This window comes from Mesorhizobium sp. M0563 (assembly GCF_040321065.1).
Taxonomy (GTDB): domain Bacteria; phylum Pseudomonadota; class Alphaproteobacteria; order Rhizobiales; family Rhizobiaceae; genus Mesorhizobium.
Window position 1 is genome coordinate 21,724 of sequence record NZ_JAMYQV010000036.1, and the last position, 15,934, is coordinate 37,657.

The 15,934-nt window shown below is 61.7% G+C and carries 12 protein-coding genes and 1 pseudogene; 8 read left to right on the top strand and 5 right to left on the bottom strand.

The window, feature by feature from the left end; all coding sequences use genetic code 11:
* Positions 1-47 precede the first annotated feature (47 nt).
* The 3 genes from NKI50_RS29335 to NKI50_RS29345 all read left to right on the top strand — a co-directional run bounded on the left by NKI50_RS29335 (position 48) and on the right by NKI50_RS29345 (position 3,774).
* Positions 48-905 carry a DMT family transporter gene (locus NKI50_RS29335; RefSeq protein ID WP_084642491.1) on the top strand — a complete coding sequence of 286 codons (858 nt, stop codon included), beginning with the start codon at positions 48-50 and terminating at the stop codon, positions 903-905.
* A gap of 2 nt (positions 906-907) precedes the next feature.
* Positions 908-1,699 carry an ATP12 family chaperone protein gene (locus NKI50_RS29340; RefSeq protein ID WP_352643143.1) on the top strand — a complete coding sequence of 264 codons (792 nt, stop codon included), beginning with the start codon at positions 908-910 and terminating at the stop codon, positions 1,697-1,699.
* Positions 1,700-1,884: 185 nt separating this feature from the next.
* On the top strand, positions 1,885-3,774 hold the full coding sequence (locus NKI50_RS29345) for an MFS transporter (RefSeq protein ID WP_352643141.1): 1,890 nt from the start codon (positions 1,885-1,887) through the stop codon (positions 3,772-3,774).
* An 89-nt stretch (positions 3,775-3,863) separates the two neighbouring features.
* Here the strand turns inward: NKI50_RS29345 and NKI50_RS29350 are convergent, their stop codons facing one another.
* Complete coding sequence (locus tag NKI50_RS29350; protein WP_352643139.1) at positions 3,864-4,058, bottom strand: DUF2735 domain-containing protein; 195 nt, start codon at positions 4,056-4,058, stop codon at positions 3,864-3,866.
* Between the two features lie 317 nt (positions 4,059-4,375).
* Between NKI50_RS29350 and NKI50_RS29355 the strand changes: the two genes are divergently transcribed.
* Positions 4,376-5,416, top strand: coding sequence for a glutamine synthetase beta-grasp domain-containing protein (locus NKI50_RS29355; protein WP_352643137.1), 1,041 nt, complete (start codon positions 4,376-4,378; stop codon positions 5,414-5,416).
* A gap of 117 nt (positions 5,417-5,533) precedes the next feature.
* Here NKI50_RS29355 and glnA read toward each other — a convergent pair whose 3' ends face one another.
* Entirely contained in the window at positions 5,534-6,943 is a 1,410-nt protein-coding gene (gene glnA / locus NKI50_RS29360; RefSeq protein ID WP_023717536.1) for a type I glutamate--ammonia ligase, read from the bottom strand.
* A gap of 54 nt (positions 6,944-6,997) precedes the next feature.
* Positions 6,998-7,336, bottom strand: a complete 339-nt coding sequence (locus NKI50_RS29365) for a P-II family nitrogen regulator (protein ID WP_019857988.1) — start codon at positions 7,334-7,336, stop codon at positions 6,998-7,000.
* 364 nt (positions 7,337-7,700) lie between these two features.
* Here NKI50_RS29365 and NKI50_RS29370 point away from each other — a divergent pair, with 364 nt between their 5' ends.
* A complete protein-coding gene (locus NKI50_RS29370; protein ID WP_352643135.1) occupies positions 7,701-9,251 on the top strand; it encodes an NAD(P)H-hydrate dehydratase in 1,551 nt (516 codons plus the stop codon).
* Complete coding sequence (locus NKI50_RS29375) at positions 9,248-11,254, top strand: hypothetical protein (RefSeq protein WP_352643133.1); 2,007 nt, start codon at positions 9,248-9,250, stop codon at positions 11,252-11,254. Before NKI50_RS29370 ends, NKI50_RS29375 begins: the two co-directional genes overlap by 4 nt.
* Before the next feature lie 43 nt (positions 11,255-11,297).
* Here NKI50_RS29375 and NKI50_RS29380 read toward each other — a convergent pair whose 3' ends face one another.
* A complete protein-coding gene (locus NKI50_RS29380; protein WP_352718459.1) occupies positions 11,298-12,368 on the bottom strand; it encodes a M48 family metallopeptidase in 1,071 nt (356 codons plus the stop codon).
* A 7-nt stretch (positions 12,369-12,375) separates the two neighbouring features.
* Positions 12,376-13,908, bottom strand: coding sequence for an acyl-CoA carboxylase subunit beta (locus NKI50_RS29385; RefSeq protein WP_352718461.1), 1,533 nt, complete (start codon positions 13,906-13,908; stop codon positions 12,376-12,378).
* A gap of 387 nt (positions 13,909-14,295) precedes the next feature.
* On the opposite strand from NKI50_RS29385, the gene NKI50_RS29390 reads away from it, so the two are divergent.
* Both NKI50_RS29390 and NKI50_RS29395 read left to right on the top strand, forming a co-directional pair.
* Entirely contained in the window at positions 14,296-15,714 is a 1,419-nt protein-coding gene (locus tag NKI50_RS29390) for a DEAD/DEAH box helicase (RefSeq protein WP_023717542.1), read from the top strand.
* A gap of 137 nt (positions 15,715-15,851) precedes the next feature.
* Positions 15,852-15,934 (top strand): annotated as a pseudogene (locus NKI50_RS29395) (nicotinic acid mononucleotide adenylyltransferase); the annotation flags it as partial.

Consider the following 15,934-nt stretch of genomic DNA (forward strand, 5'->3'; position numbering starts at 1 on the left):
ATACGCTCGACCGCCGTGACGCGGTCGATCTGGCGGCCGCCGCCATCATGGTCGGGCTGACCTTTTCCTGGGGCCTGAACTACGTCGCCGCCAAGATCTCCTATGCCGGCTACGATCCCGTTTTCCTATCGATCGCCCGCTCGGTGATCGGCGGCCTGTGTGTTTTCGGCTGGTGCCGCTGGCGCGGCATCGCGCTGTTCACGCCCGACAAGACTCTCGTCGCCGGCATTCTGGCAGGCGCGCTTTTCGGTCTCGAGTTCCTGTTTCTGTATGTCGGGCTCGAGCACACCACCGTCGTGCGCAACACCTTGCTGGTCAACACCATGCCGTTCTGGATGCTGGTCGGCGGCCATTTCCTGCTGGACGAAAGCATCACGGCACGCAAGCTCGTTGGGCTTCTGCTCGCTTTCGCCGGGCTGGTCGCGGTGTTTTCCGACAAACTGAGCGCTAATGGTGGCGAGACGTTGAGCGGCGACCTGCTCAGTCTCGGCGCCGGCATTCTGTGGGCCGTGACCAACATTGTCATCAAGCGGTCGAAACTGGTGGAGGCCAGCGCCGAAAAGCTGCTGCTCTATCAGCTGGCCGGTGCCGCCGCCGTCGGCATTTTGGTGATGCCCTTTGCCGGGCCGCCCGTCCGCAGCTTTACCCTTCTGCCGACCTTGGCGCTGTTGTTCCAGGCCGTCTACGTTGTCGCCTTCACCTATGTGCTGTGGTTCTGGCTGCTGCGGCGCTACCCTGCATCTGGCCTGTCGAGCTTCACCTTCCTGTCGCCGGTCTTCGGCGTGCTTTGCGGCGCCGTGTTCTTGAACGAGCCGTTGACCGTTCGTATCTTTCTGGCACTCGGCCTGATCGCCGCCGGTCTTATCATCGTCAACCGGCCGGCCCGAAAACAAAGCCCCGGATGAGCATGCGCGATATTTTGAACGACCTCGAAGCTGGAAAGCAGCTCTCCGATCCGGATCCGGTGCGTCGCGCCCAGATCCAGATGAAGACGCCGCTGCCAAAACGCTTCTACAAGACCGTCGCGGTGGCACCGGTCGAGGATGGTTTTGCCGTCCATCTCGATGGCAAGCCCGTCCGCACACCGGCCAAGGCGCTGCTGGCGCTGCCGACCGAAAAGGCGGCTGCTCTCGTCGCCGAGGAATTCGCCGCACAGGAGGAGACCATCGACCCGGTAACGATGCCGGTGATGCGTCTGGTCAACACCGCAATCGATGGGGTCGCCAGTGATCCCCAGGCGGTGCTGGAGGACATCCTGCGCTTCGCCTCATCAGATCTGCTCTGCTACCGCGCGGATACACCACAGGGGCTGGTCGACCGGCAGAACGAGCATTGGGATCCGGTCATCGACTGGGCGCGCAGCGCGCTCGGCGCCCGGTTCCAGCTCGCCGAAGGCGTGATCCACGTCGAGCAGCCGCGCGAGAGTATCGCGCTGCTTGGCCAGCATCTAGCCCAACGTGCCGATCCGCTGCGCCTTGCTGCCATCTACGTCATGACCTCGCTGACCGGATCGGCGCTGCTGGCGCTGGCCGTCGATTTCGGCGAGCTCGACGGCGAGGTGGCCTGGGCTGCCGGCCATGTCGACGAGGACTGGCAGGCCGAGCAATGGGGCCATGATGCCGAGGCCGTCGCCCGCCGCGCCGCCCGCAAGCGCGACATGATGGCGGCAGTCAGCCTGCTCGAAGCGCTCAAAGGCTGACGGCACCGGCCGCTATTTCGCACTGCACATTAGACCAAAGTCATAATCCCAAAGGCGGTCTGCCTCTGGGCACTGCTTTCTGTCATTTTTTGCACCGGTGGCTGCACTGAGTCTGCGTTCCGAGGAAACGCGGACGATGACGCGCAGCATCGAGGACCGACGGAATCACACGGGAGGATACACTCATGGCAATGGCATCGACCGCCGGCAAAACAAGCCGCGGCATGACGCGCGAGGAGAAGAAGGTCATCTTCGCCTCCTCGCTCGGCACCGTTTTCGAATGGTATGATTTTTATCTCTACGGCTCGTTGGCAGTGTTCATTGGTTCGACTTTTTTCAGCCCAACCATCCCGGAAGCTACGCGCAATATCTTCGCGCTTCTGGCTTTCGCCGCTGGCTTCCTCGTGCGTCCGTTCGGCGCATTGCTGTTCGGCCGCATCGGCGATCTTGTCGGCCGTAAATACACTTTCCTTGTCACGATGACGATCATGGGCCTGTCGACCTTCCTGGTCGGCTTGCTGCCTGGCTATGCGACTTTGGGCATTGCCGCTCCCGTGATCCTGATCATCTTGCGCATGTTGCAAGGCCTGGCGCTCGGTGGCGAGTATGGCGGTGCCGCGACCTATGTCGCCGAGCACGCACCCGACGATCGCCGCGGCTACTACACGTCGTGGATACAGACGACGGCAACGCTCGGCCTGTTCCTGTCGCTGGTCGTCATCCTGATCGTCCAGGGGTCGATGGCCAAGGAAACCTACGCCGCGTGGGGTTGGCGCATTCCTTTCATCGTTTCCTTTCTGCTCCTCGGGATTTCGATATGGATCCGGCTGTCGCTTTCTGAATCGCCGACCTTCCAGCGCATGAAGGACGAAGGCAAAGGCTCCAAGGCGCCATTGACGGAAGCCTTCGGCCAATGGAAGAACGCAAAGATTGCGCTGCTGGCACTGCTCGGCCTCACAGCCGGCCAGGCCGTGGTCTGGTACAATGGCCAGTTCTACGCGCTGTTCTTCCTAACCAACGTGCTCAAGGTCGACGCGCAGTCGGTCAACATCATGATCGCAATCGCGCTGGCGGTCGGCTCCATCTTTTTCGTCGTGTTCGGCTGGCTCTCCGACAAGATCGGTCGCAAGCCGATCATCATGGCCGGCCTTGCACTGGCGATCGTCTGCACTTTCCCGTTGTTCAAGGCGCTGACCTGGGCAGCCAACCCGGCGCTCGCCACCGCGCAGCAGAACACCCGGGCGACGGTGACCGCGGCACCGGGAGACTGCAAGTTCCAGTTCAATCCGGTGGGCACGGCGAAGTTCACCACGTCCTGTGATATCGCCACCTCGTTCCTGACCAAGAACTCGGTGCCTTATGACGTAGTGGCCACGGCAGCCCCCGGCACCGCTGCGTCGGTCAAAATCGGCAACGAGACGGTTGCGTCGTATGACGCTACTGCCGCCGGCGACCAGGCCAAGGCCAAGGACGCCGCCTTCGCCAAGGCGGTCAACACAGCGCTTCAGGACGGTGGCTACCCGCTGAGGCGGGCAGCGGCCAAGGTGCCGGACCAGAAGCTCGAAGCCTTCATCGCGGCCAATCCCGAGCTGAAGCTCGACGCGGCCGCGATCCGCGCCGGCGAGAAGGCGACGGTTCCGACCGAGCAGGCGATCAAGGACAAGCTGCTGAGTGCCGATGAGGCCGCGGGAGCTCCCGAGGTCACCGTCTACACCATACCGGGCGGCGGTCCCTTCGCCATGTTCGCCGACCCGGCGGCGGTCAACTGGCCGATGACGATCGGCATCCTGCTCATCCTCGTGATCTTCGTCACGATGGTGTACGGGCCGATCGCCGCGATCCTGGTCGAGATGTTTCCGACCCGCATCCGCTACACCGGAATGTCGCTGCCCTACCATATCGGCAATGGCTGGTTCGGCGGGCTGCTGCCGGCGACGGTGTTCGCGCTCAGCGCCTACAAGGGCGACATCTACTACGGTCTCTGGTACCCGGTGGTGATCGCGGCGATGTCGCTGGTCATCGGCATGATCTTCATCAGGGATACCCTCGGAACAGACCTGCATACCAAGCAATAGCCGACCTGTCCCGATTCAAAGCAAAGCCCGGCGCGAGCGATCGCGCCGGGCTTTGCGATTCATCGGAGGGAGACGAGAGATGGGGAGGCTCAGCTCTTCCGATCGTTTTTCGCTTCTTCGATCGCTGCCTCATGATACCAGGCACTTCCGAAATCCGTTCGGTTGCGCAAAGAAGCAAGTTCTGCTGCGAACTTAGCCTTTCCGCTTAAATTTGAGGCAGAAGCGCGCGCTGCCACCGGGAACATCAGGATTTTGGCCGACTGACGAGTGGAAGTGATTTCCATTGTCGGTTTCCTTTCTTCGGCACAACCTTGCCGATTCAACCTTTCCCCAAGATAGGTTTCGCAATCGAATTAGGCAACATGATTATAAAAAGATCAGTAGCTGCACAATATTTATGCAAACTATGCTTGTGAGCGATCCGATCGCACAATTACGACGGCTCAGCAATTTTGCGCCGACACTACATCGCTTTTGCCGCACCCGTCGCCAGCCAAATGGCACACGAATTGCATTTTAACAGTCGGCAGGTCGGCTGCTGGATAGGCCGGCTCGCCCCGGCGCCATCCAGGGTTCGGTGATCAAGCAACGAGAGGCTAGAATGACGAAATACAAGCTCGAGTACATTTGGCTCGATGGATACACCCCGGTTCCCAATCTTCGCGGAAAGACGCAGGTCAAGGACTATGCCGAGTTTCCGACGCTCGACCAGCTTCCGCTGTGGGGCTTCGACGGTTCTTCGACCATGCAGGCCGAGGGCCACAGCTCCGACTGCGTTTTGAAGCCGGTCGCCGTCTATCCGGATCCCGCCCGCACCAATGGCGCGCTCGTCATGTGCGAGGTCATGATGCCGGACGGCGTGACGCCGCATGCATCCAACAAGCGCGCCACCATCCTCGACGACGAGGGTGCCTGGTTTGGCTTCGAGCAGGAGTATTTCTTCTACAAGGACGGCCGCCCGCTCGGCTTCCCCGAGAGTGGCTATCCGGCGCCGCAAGGCCCGTACTACACCGGCGTCGGCTACAGCAATGTCGGCTCCGTCGCCAGGCAGATCGTCGAGGAGCATCTCGACCTTTGCCTCGCCGCCGGCATCAACCATGAAGGCATCAACGCCGAAGTGGCCAAAAGCCAGTGGGAATTCCAGATTTTCGGCAAGGGCTCCAAGAAGGCCGCCGACCAGATGTGGATGGCACGCTATCTGATGCAGCGCCTGACCGAGAAATACGGCATCGACATCGAATATCACTGCAAGCCGCTCGGCGATACCGACTGGAACGGCTCCGGCATGCATGCCAACTTCTCGACCGCCTATATGCGAGAAGTCGGCGGCAAGGCGTATTTCGAAGCGCTGATGGCGGCTTTCGACAAGAACCTGATGGATCACATCGCCGTCTACGGTCCGGACAACGACAAGCGTTTGACCGGCAAGCACGAGACCGCGCCGTGGAACAGGTTCAGCTACGGCATCGCCGACCGCGGCGCCTCGATCCGTGTGCCGCACTCCTTCATCAACAACGGCTACAAGGGCTATCTCGAGGATCGCCGTCCGAACTCGCAGGGCGACCCCTACCAGATTGCCTCGCAGATATTGAAGACGATCGCCTCCGTCCCGACCAGCGCCGAGGTTTCGGCCGCGGCTTGAACATTCGTCCCGGCGTAGACCTCAGGTCTGCGCCGTGACGTTCTCTCCGATCGCATCGCAATAAAAAAAACCCCGGCGTCTCCGCCGGGGTTTTTTTGTTGGCTGCAACGATCCAGATCAGACCGAATAGTACATATCGTATTCGACCGGATGCGGGGTCATTTCGAAGCGCATCACCTCGGCCATCTTAAGCTCGATGTAGCTGTCGATCTGGTCGTCGTCGAATACGCCGCCGGCCTTCAGGAAGCCGCGGTCCTTGTCGAGGCTCTGCAGGGCTTCGCGCAGCGAGCCGCAGACGGTCGGGATCTTCTTCAATTCCTTCGGCGGAAGGTCGTAGAGATCCTTGTCCATCGGCTGTCCCGGATGGATCTTGTTCTTGATGCCGTCGAGGCCGGCCATCAGCATGGCGGCAAAGGCAAGATAGGGGTTCGCGCCCGGATCGGGGAAGCGGACCTCGACGCGCTTGGCCTTCGGCGACGAGCCGAACGGAATGCGGCACGAGGCCGAGCGGTTGCGAGCCGAATAGGCGAGCAGCACCGGCGCTTCATAGCCGGGCACCAGGCGCTTGTAGGAGTTGGTCAGCGGGTTGGTGAAGGCGTTGATCGCCTTGGCATGCTTGATGATACCACCGATGTAGAACAGGCAGCTCTCGGACAGGCCGGCATATTCGTTGCCGGCGAAGGTCGGCTTGCCTTCCTTCCAGATCGACTGGTGGACGTGCATGCCAGAGCCATTGTCGCCGAATACCGGCTTCGGCATGAAAGTGGCCGTCTTGCCGTACGCATTGGCGACCTGGTGCACGACATATTTGTAGATCAGCATCTTGTCGGCGTTGCGGACCAGCGTGTCGAACTTGATGCCGAGCTCGTGCTGGGCGGCGGCCACTTCATGGTGGTGCTTTTCGACGCGCACGCCCATCTCGGCGAGCACGGTGAGCATTTCCGAGCGCATGTCCTGTGCCGAATCGATCGGCGGCACCGGGAAATAGCCGCCCTTGATGCGCGGCCGGTGGCCGAGGTTACCGGTCTCGTAATCGGTGTCGTCATTGGACGGCAATTCGGTCGAATCCAGCCGGAAGCCGGTATTGTAGGGGTCGGCCTTGTACTTGACGTCGTCGAACACGAAGAACTCGGCTTCAGGACCGACGAAGATCTGGTCGCCGATGCCTTCCGCCTTCATGTAGGCCTCGGCCTTCTTGGCGGTGCCGCGCGGGTCGCGGTTGTAGGATTCTCCCGAGATCGGATCGAGGATGTCGCACAGGATGACCATGGTCGACTGGGCGAAGAACGGGTCCATATGCACCGTATCGGGATCGGGCATCAGCACCATGTCGGACTCGTTGATCGCTTTCCAGCCGGCGATCGAGGAACCGTCGAACATGACACCATCGGCAAACATGTCTTCCTCGACCTCGACGACATCCATAGTAACGTGCTGCAGTTTGCCCTTCGGATCGGTGAAGCGCAGATCGACGAACTTCACGTCGTTGTCCTTGATCTGCTTCATGATGTCTTTGGCTGTCGTCATGTCCCTGCTTCCCTATGTGATGACGTTTTGAACATGGCCTTTTAACGGGAAAATTCAGACCGCGTCCATGCCGGTTTCGCCGGTGCGGATGCGCACGACTTCCTCGATGTTGGAGACGAAGATCTTGCCGTCGCCGATGCGGCCGGTCTGGGCCGCCTTGCGGATGGCTTCGATCGCGGCTTCGACGGCATCGTCGCCGAGCACGACCTCGATTTTCACCTTCGGCAGGAAGTCGACGACATATTCGGCACCGCGATAAAGCTCGGTATGGCCCTTCTGGCGGCCAAACCCTTTGGCCTCGGTAACGGTGATACCTTGCAGCCCGGCCTCCTGAAGCGCTTCTTTCACTTCGTCTAGCTTGAACGGCTTGATGATCGCTTCGATCTTTTTCATGTAAAAAGTGGCCTCCACTGCCAAAAAAGACGGGTTGTGAGCCCCGCTTGCGCCTCAATCAAGCACGAACTGTGCCAATTGATGGGGCGCCGAGCAGCCTCACATGATTTGGATACCATGCCGCGCAGGAATGTACATTCGCATCATTCGCTGCGTCGGATGCGCCATGAACACCGCGAGCCTACACACCGCCGGTCCTGCCGTCCGCACAAAAATTGGGCAGATCGGATATTTCATGAGCAGCTGCGCGCCGTCGTCCCGAACGAGGTACGCCGCCAACTTTGCTTAGGGACCTTCGTTGTTTGCGTCGGATCAAAAACTGGACAATGCTTGGGGAAATGATGTGCATGTCGCCTGATATTCCATGAGCAACGAACTTTTGTCTCCGTCTGAAATGGCCGAGGCCGATCGGCTGGCGATTGCGGCCGGGCCACTCGATGGCTTCGGCCTCATGCGGCGCGCCGGCGAAGCGGTCGCTGCCGTCGTCCTGGCGCGCTATCCCCAAGCGAGACGCGTCCATGTCCTGTGCGGCCCCGGCAACAATGGCGGCGACGGCTATGTCGTGGCGCGGTTGTTGGCAGAGGCCGGCATGAACGTTGCCGTCTGGGCCGAAGGCAAGCAGAAACCCGGAAGCGATGCCGCGTTGGCCTCTGATGCCTGCAACTTGCCCGTGGAACACATTGGCCATTGCTACCCGGAAGCGGGTGAAGTGGTCGTGGACGCACTCTACGGCGCGGGACTGTCCAAGGACATTTCGATGCATGCGTTGGCCGTCTCAGGCTTGAGCAGCGCTGAGCGCGTCCCGGTGGTCTCGATCGATTTGCCTTCGGGTGTGTCAGGCGAGACCGGCTTGACTAACGCTCACTTCCAGGCCGAGGTCACGGTGACTTTCGTGCGGAAAAAGCCAGGCCATCTGCTGATGCCGGGGCGCGAGCTGTGCGGCGAGATCATCGTCGCCGATATCGGCATTCCGGATGGGATCATCGATCAGCTCAAGGTCACGGCGTTCGAGAACACACCGGAACTTTGGCTGCGATGGTACTTCCCGAGAACGGCTGTCGATTCGCATAAATACAAGCGTGGCCATGTTGCTGTCTTTTCCGGCCGACCGAGTGCGACGGGCGCAGCGAGGTTGTCGGCCATGGCCGCGGCTCGCAGTGGGGCAGGGGCAGTAACTGTGCTTTCACCTGGAAACGCCATGCAGGTGAACGCCGCGCATCTGACCTCGATCATGCTGCGCGAGGCCGGCTCGCCCGAAGAGGTGCAGGAATTCCTCGTGGCGCGGCATCCCGAGGCGCTGGTGTTCGGACCGGGGCTCGGGCCGAAACCCAAGGTCGGCGATTTCGCATTGCAGTTGATTGCGGCGATCGCGGATCTGACCCGCGCATCAGCGGCTACGCCTGAAATTCACGCCAGTGCCATCGTTCTGGATGCCGACGCCATCACCTCGTTGGCGCTTCAGCCTCAGGCACTGTTCGACGCAGCGCGTCAGACATGGTCACCGGCACTGGTGCTGACGCCACATGAGGGTGAATTCGCCAGGCTTTTTCCAGATATCGCTGGGAACAAAAAACAGTCCAAAGTGACCAAGGCGCGCGAAGCAGCAAAGCGCGCCAATGCCATTGTCGTCTACAAGGGTGCCGACACGGTGATCGCGGCGCCCGACGGCAGGGCCGCGATCAATGCCAACGGTGCGCCGTGGCTGGCCACGGCTGGCTCTGGTGACGTTCTGTCGGGGATCGCGGCCGGATTGCTGGCGCAAGGCATGGCGGCCTTCCAGGCTGCCTGCGCGGCGGTCTGGATCCACGCCGAGGCCGGCCGTCGTTTCGGGCCCGGCTTGATCGCCGAGGATCTACCGTCGGCTCTGGTGCCAGTGCTGCGGGAATTGATCGAAAGCCAGCCGGACCTTCGATGAGACGCATTGCACTCCTTTTCACCACGCTCGTCATGGCCGCTTTGGCGACACTGTCGGCGAATGCCGCTGAGCAGCCGGTGACCATCGTCGATGATCCAGCGGTACTTGCTGCTCTCGATGCCAAGGGCTTTGGCTTCGCCGGCATTTTCGGCGTCGACGGCAAGGGCGATTTGAAGACGCTTTATGACAAGGCGCCGGCTTACCACGCGATCGTCGAAACGATTGCAAGCGACGTCGCAGCATTGCGGACCGAGATGAAGGCCGGCGGCCGGCCGCTGTACGAGGTGACCGACGGCAATGTTGGCCGTGTCATGGACATACGCTGGCTGAGGACCGACGCAGCGCGGTTCCGCCTCGTCGGCGTGGTCAACCGGCTCGACCGGCGCGACTTCGCCGCGCTGAAAGGCGACGGGAGTTGCGGCGAAGTGCGCTTTATCTATCGCCTCGCCTACAGCTTCAAGAAGAACGGCAAGGTTTTGGCCTCGCGCCTGCCGTTCAATTTCAGTGCCGTCTACAATGCCACGCCGGATGTCGATGGCGGCTGTGTCGGCGTCGCCGGACGCTGGGCACCACAGCTCGACGAGAGCGTCGATGCCGGCTGGCTGACCGGCGGGCCGCTGGAAAGGGCGGCGCTCACCTTCAAACAGCTCGAGCTCAATGCGCAAGTGATCCGCTTCCCCTCCGGCCAGGAGACCGAATTCGGCGGGCAGGCTGCCTATCTCATGCGAATTTTCGGCATCGACGGAACGGCTGTCAGCGAAAAGCCGCTGGAAAACACGCCCGACATGGCACGTCTTGCCGAAGACGCCGCGCTGAAAGCAAGACTTGCCGACTATGTCCGCACCAATGTTGCGGCGGTCGATCTCGGCGTCTACCAAATCCCCGATGAGTTTTTGGCAAGGAAGGTCATTTCGTGGTCGACCTTCGGCAGCGCAAGGCAGGCCAACCACCCGTTCACGCCGCTGTTCCAGCCCGCGGATTTCGAAGGGCTCGATTTCTCTGCGCTGAAGCTGGTGCGCACGCCAGAGGCATTGGTCGAGCGGCTGGACAACGGCGCCTGCCAAGGCTGCCATCAGGCGGGCTCGACCGCCGGTTTCCATTTCATCGGCCTCGATGACAAGACGACCTCGCCGCTCAACCGCATCGAGGTCGGCATCTCGCCGCATCTCCACGCCGACATCCCGCGTCGCGTCGCCTGGCTGCACGCGACTGCCGACGGCAAGGAACCGAACCGCTTCCGCCCGCTGTCCTTCGCGCCGCCGGCGACATGGAGCGATGCTGGACAGATCGCCTATTCGCCGGCCGAGATGGCGATGCCGTGCCTGATGCCGGCGGATGCGGCCCGCTTTGGCGCGACTTGGCAATGCGGCGGCGGCACCGTCTGCACGCCGCTGGCGACCGTGTCCGGCGTGCGCACCAAGCTGGCGCAATGCCTGCTGCCCAAGGACAGCGAAAACATGTTTTCCGGCCATCCATGCCTGACCGGCTCGATCGCCAGCAACCCGGAACAGCCTTTCAATGACCGCTATACCATCACCGGCCAGTTCGCGGCGTTCGCGCCAAGCATTTCGCGCGCCGCCTACACCTGCCGGCCGCCGAAGATCGGTGTGCCGGCGGGGATTGCCTATCGCGGCTGCGACGACCGGGATCGCAGCTTTGCCGCCTTCAAGACGGGCAAACCGATGCCGAACGAGATTTGCGGGTTGGTCGGCGGCAAAAAATTCGACACCTGCGTAGCGACCAATAATTTCGACCAGTGCCTGGGCGGTGCCGTCAATCGCGGCAATCGTCCTGCCTGCTCGGCCGACCATTTCTGCCGCGAGGATTACATGTGCCAGTCGCTGCCACCCGATACGCCCGGCATCGGCAAGGTGAAAGGCATCGGCTTCTGCTCGCCGACCTATTTTATCTTCCAGATGCGCATCGACAATCACGCCACGCCGTGGTCGGGCGCTGCCCGCGCGACGATGGGAGCCGGGTTCGGTGCTGCGGAAGAGGAATAGGCCACCGACTGAGGCATTGGCCGCAGTAGTTCCAGGTGGATAGCTATCGATCGAGGTCGTCGGCGATGTTCGATGTCCATTCGCCGTCGAAATGGCGGACGCGTTCGGCGACGAACGCATCGCTCAGCAGGCTCGACAAGGCAGAAACCAGAATTGGTTCTATCTCTGGAGCCGAGCTAAATCCAAGAGCAATCAGACGTTCGGACCAGGGCGGATGGTCCGCACTTTCGTTATCTCGCGCGTCCCACGCTTTTTGAGCATACTCCTGCAGAATGGGAAGTCTCGACAAGTGAGCGGCGGCCGCCAGGACCCTTTCGAGTGGTGGACGGGGCGGAGCCATGGCGCCAAGCAGTTCACGCTGGAGCGGGCTATAGACTTGATCATCGAAGAACGCACTGGCGGCACCGATCAGAAGCAGGGCGCGGGCCGCATCATGTGCGTCGCCGGACGTCGCTGCATGGCGATCTGCGTCAATTTCCGCTCGTCGCGACAACCGTATTTCTTCGCGCTCCAGAGTGCGCGACAGCGGACCAAGCATCCAGTAGAACAGGCTGCCTGAAACGGTTTTCCCCGGAGGAGCGAAGTCGAAGATTAGATCGAAGCTTTTCTCGAGTTCGGCCAGGTTGAGTCCGCCATTTGTATCTTTGTTTTTCAGATGGGCGTCCTCATGAGCCAAGATCGCCGCAAATGCCTTTTGGTCGGTCGCTGCGAGCAATGGCAGGCCGATGGTGAGAATCGGCCTGCGACCAAGCAAGCCTAGAAACGGCCGCTCTTCACCGACGCTGGCGTTGAGATCGTCGCTCAGGATGATCCTCGTTCGGCTGGCGCGGTGTTTGCCGGCAATACTCTCCCAGACAGCCCACAGCTTCGGGGCTGATTCCCGAGTAATCCCCTTGACCTTGCTGGGTCGAAAACCGGCGAACAATGTTCCGATCAACAGAACGATGGCCAGCATCGCGGCCGGGATTGCAACAGCACCAGTCGCGATGACGGCGAGCGGATGCCAATCGAGGAGCCAGAACCACAGGACTATTGGGCAGAACAGCGGGAGAGCGAAGAGCAGGATGGCAAATCTGCCGAAACGCGCTCCCATGTAGAGGACCAGGCGCGACATCAGCCCCTCACAGCGGGATGTTGTCGTGTTTCTTCCAAGGGTTTTGCATATCCTTGTTGCGCAGCATCCTGAGCGCGCGGGCGATGCGGCGGCGGGTCGAATGCGGCATGATCACCTCGTCGACATAGCCGCGCTCGGCGGCAACGAAGGGCGATAAAAAGCGATCCTCGTAAGCCTTTGTGCGTGCTGCAATTTTCTCCGCGTCGCCGATGTCCTTGCGATAGATGATCTCGACCGCGCCCCTGGCGCCCATCACCGCAATCTGCGCCGTTGGCCAGGCATAGTTCATATCGCCGCGCAGATGTTTTGACGCCATGACATCATAGGCGCCGCCATAGGCCTTTCTGGTGATGACGGTGATCTTTGGCACGGTCGCTTCGGCATAGGCGAACAGAAGCTTGGCGCCGTGCTTGATCAACCCGCCATATTCCTGCGCGGTGCCGGGCAGGAAGCCCGGGACGTCGACGAAGGTGACGATCGGGATCGAGAAGCAGTCGCAGAAGCGCACGAAACGCGCGGCCTTGCGGCTGGCATCCGAATCGAGCACGCCGGCCAGCACCATCGGCTGGTTGGCCACGAAGCCGACTGTGCGGCCTTCGACACGGCCGAAGCCGGTGACGATGTTTTTCGCAAAATTCTGCTGGATCTCGAAGAAGTCACCCTCGTCGGAAACTTTAAGGATCAACTCTTTGATGTCGTAAGGTTTGTTGGCATTGTCGGGAATCAGCCGGTCGAGCGACAGATCGTGATCGGTGACCGATTGGTAGCATTCGATCTCGGGAATTTCCGCCGTGTTGGAGGCGGGCAGCAGATCGACCAGCCGGCGCATCTGCAGCAGCGCCTCGACGTCATTGTCGTAGGCTCCGTCGGCGATCGAGGACTTCGTCGTGTGGACGGAAGCGCCGCCGAGGCTTTCGGCGGTGACCGTCTCATTGGTGACGGTCTTCACCACATCCGGGCCGGTGACGAACATATAGGAGGTGTCGCGGACCATGAAGATGAAGTCGGTCATCGCCGGCGAATAGACGTCGCCGCCGGCGCAAGGGCCCATGATCAGTGAAATCTGCGGAATGACGCCGGAGGCCAGTACATTGCGCTGGAAGATCTCGGCATAGCCGCCGAGGGCCGCCACGCCTTCCTGGATGCGGGCGCCGCCGGCGTCGTAGAGGCCGATGATCGGCGCGCGGTTGCGCAGTGCCATCTCCTGCACCTTGACCACCTTTTCGGCATGCGCCTCGGACAGCGAGCCGCCGAACACGGTGAAATCCTTGGCGAAAAGATAGACCGGGCGACCGTTGACGGTGCCCCAGCCGGTAACGACGCCGTCGCCGGCGATCTTGGTTTTCTCCATGCCGAAATCGGTCGAGCGGTGCTCGACATACATGTCGAACTCCTCGAACGAGCCCTCGTCGAGAAAGACGTCTATGCGTTCGCGGGCGGTCAGCTTGCCCTTCTTGTGCTGGGCGTCGATGCGGGCCTGGCCGCCGCCCATGCGAGCGACCTCGCGGCGGCGCTCGAGTTCCTTCAGCACGTCCTTCATGACCGGTCCCCGAAACGGAAAGCTTGATTGTGGTAATCATGCCTGGGAGAGAGCGCAAGCGCCGCTTCCTAATGGCTTTTGCTGCGCTGCAGCATCAGGCCCCTTGCATTTCGATGCGAACTGGGCCATATGCGGCGGCATAGGCGCTTGGGCCGGGATAATCCGGCCTTCTCGATGAATGAGACTGGTTGCGTCTGTTTTCCCTCTTCCCGACATATCGGCAAGGTGGCGAAAAAGCCCCGTGGCATGATGCCTGCGGGCACGACAGCGCTGCCGTGCGGACGATAACGTCCGCCCGCCTTGTCGTTTCATGACAATTTTCGACGGCAGGTTGCGCCCTGCCGCCATTGATGTTTGCGGCCAGGAGCCGCATGAAAGAAGAATATTTTGACCAATGAAAACACTTTGACCGGTAAGGACGCTGGGGAACTGAACGGTTTCGCCGCACTTGGAATTACCGGCGCACTGCTCAAGGCCACGAATGCCGCCGGCTTTACCGATCCGAAGCCGATCCAGGCCCAGGCGATCCCGCCGCAGCTCGAAGGCCGCGACATTTTCGGCATCGCCCAGACCGGCTCGGGCAAGACGGCGGCGTTCGCGCTGCCGATCCTGTCGAAGATCATCGCACTTGGCACCAAGCGCCGGCCGAAGACAGCCCGCGCACTGATCCTGGCGCCGACGCGCGAACTCGCCGTGCAGATCGAGGAGATGATCAAGCTGCTTGCCAAGGGCGCGCATGTCTCGACAGCGCTGGTGCTTGGCGGCGTCTCGCGCTTCAGCCAGGTGAAGAAGGTTGCGCCCGGCGTCGACATCCTGATCGCAACGCCAGGTCGGCTGACCGACCTGGTGCGTGAAGGCGACCTCGTGCTTGCCGACACCAAATGGCTGGTGCTGGATGAAGGCGACCGCATGCTCGACATGGGCTTCATCAACGACGTCAAGCGCATCGCCAGGGCGACGGCGCCGGACCGTCAGACGGTGCTGTTCTCGGCAACCATGCCGGCCGAAATCGCCGAACTGGCGAAAGGCCTGCTGAAGAACCCGATTCGCGTCGAAGTCGCTCCTCACAGCACCGCGGCCGCCGAGATCGTGCAGGGCGTCGTCTTTGCCCGCACCAAGCAGAAGCGTCAGGTGCTGGCCAACATGCTTGCCGACGAGGCGATGAAGTCCGTCATCATCTTTTCGCGCACCAAGCATGGCGCCGACAGGGTGACAAAGGATCTCGAGCGTGACGGCTTCAAGGCCGCCGTCATCCACGGCAACAAGTCGCAGAACGCTCGCCAGAAGGCACTCAACGATTTCCGCGAGGGTTCGGTGCGCATTCTCGTGGCGACCGACATTGCGGCGCGCGGCATCGACGTGCCGGGCATAAGCCATGTGGTGAATTTCGACCTGCCGGACGAGGCGGAGAGCTATGTCCACCGCATCGGCCGCACCGGCCGTAACGGCATGGACGGCATCGCCATCACGCTCTGCGACCCGTCCGAAAACAGCAAGCTGCGCCAGGTCGAGCGCATCATCCGCACCAAGCTGCCGATCGTTGCCGACCATCTCGGCAGCCCCGATCCACAGCGCAATCCCGCCGAGAAGAACGAGCGTAGTTTCGAACCGGCCAATGATCGCAACGACCACAATGGCCGTCGCGACGGCAGGCGGCCCGGCGGCGCAAACAACGGCTTCGGCAAGAAGCGGTTCGGCGACAAGCCAGCCTTTGCGGGCGAGCGCAAGCCGGAAGGCGCCAAGCCCTTCAAGGGCAACAACAAGCGCCGCTTCGGCGGTAAGCGGCCGGCAGCGCGGGCCGCATAGCCTGACCGTGTTGCGGTCGGCCAAGCTTGGCTTGGTCACTCACGATTGAAAAGGGCGGGGCGGGGGGGTGTGGCGGGGGGGGGGTGGGGTTTGTGGGGGTGTGTGGTTTACACCCCCCCGCCCCCCCCCCCCCCCCACCGCGGCTCGCCCGCATGAACGCGCCGGCCTGGACCTTCATCCACGGCCCGCGTTCGTCGCTGTCGTCGAGCGCGATCCGCAA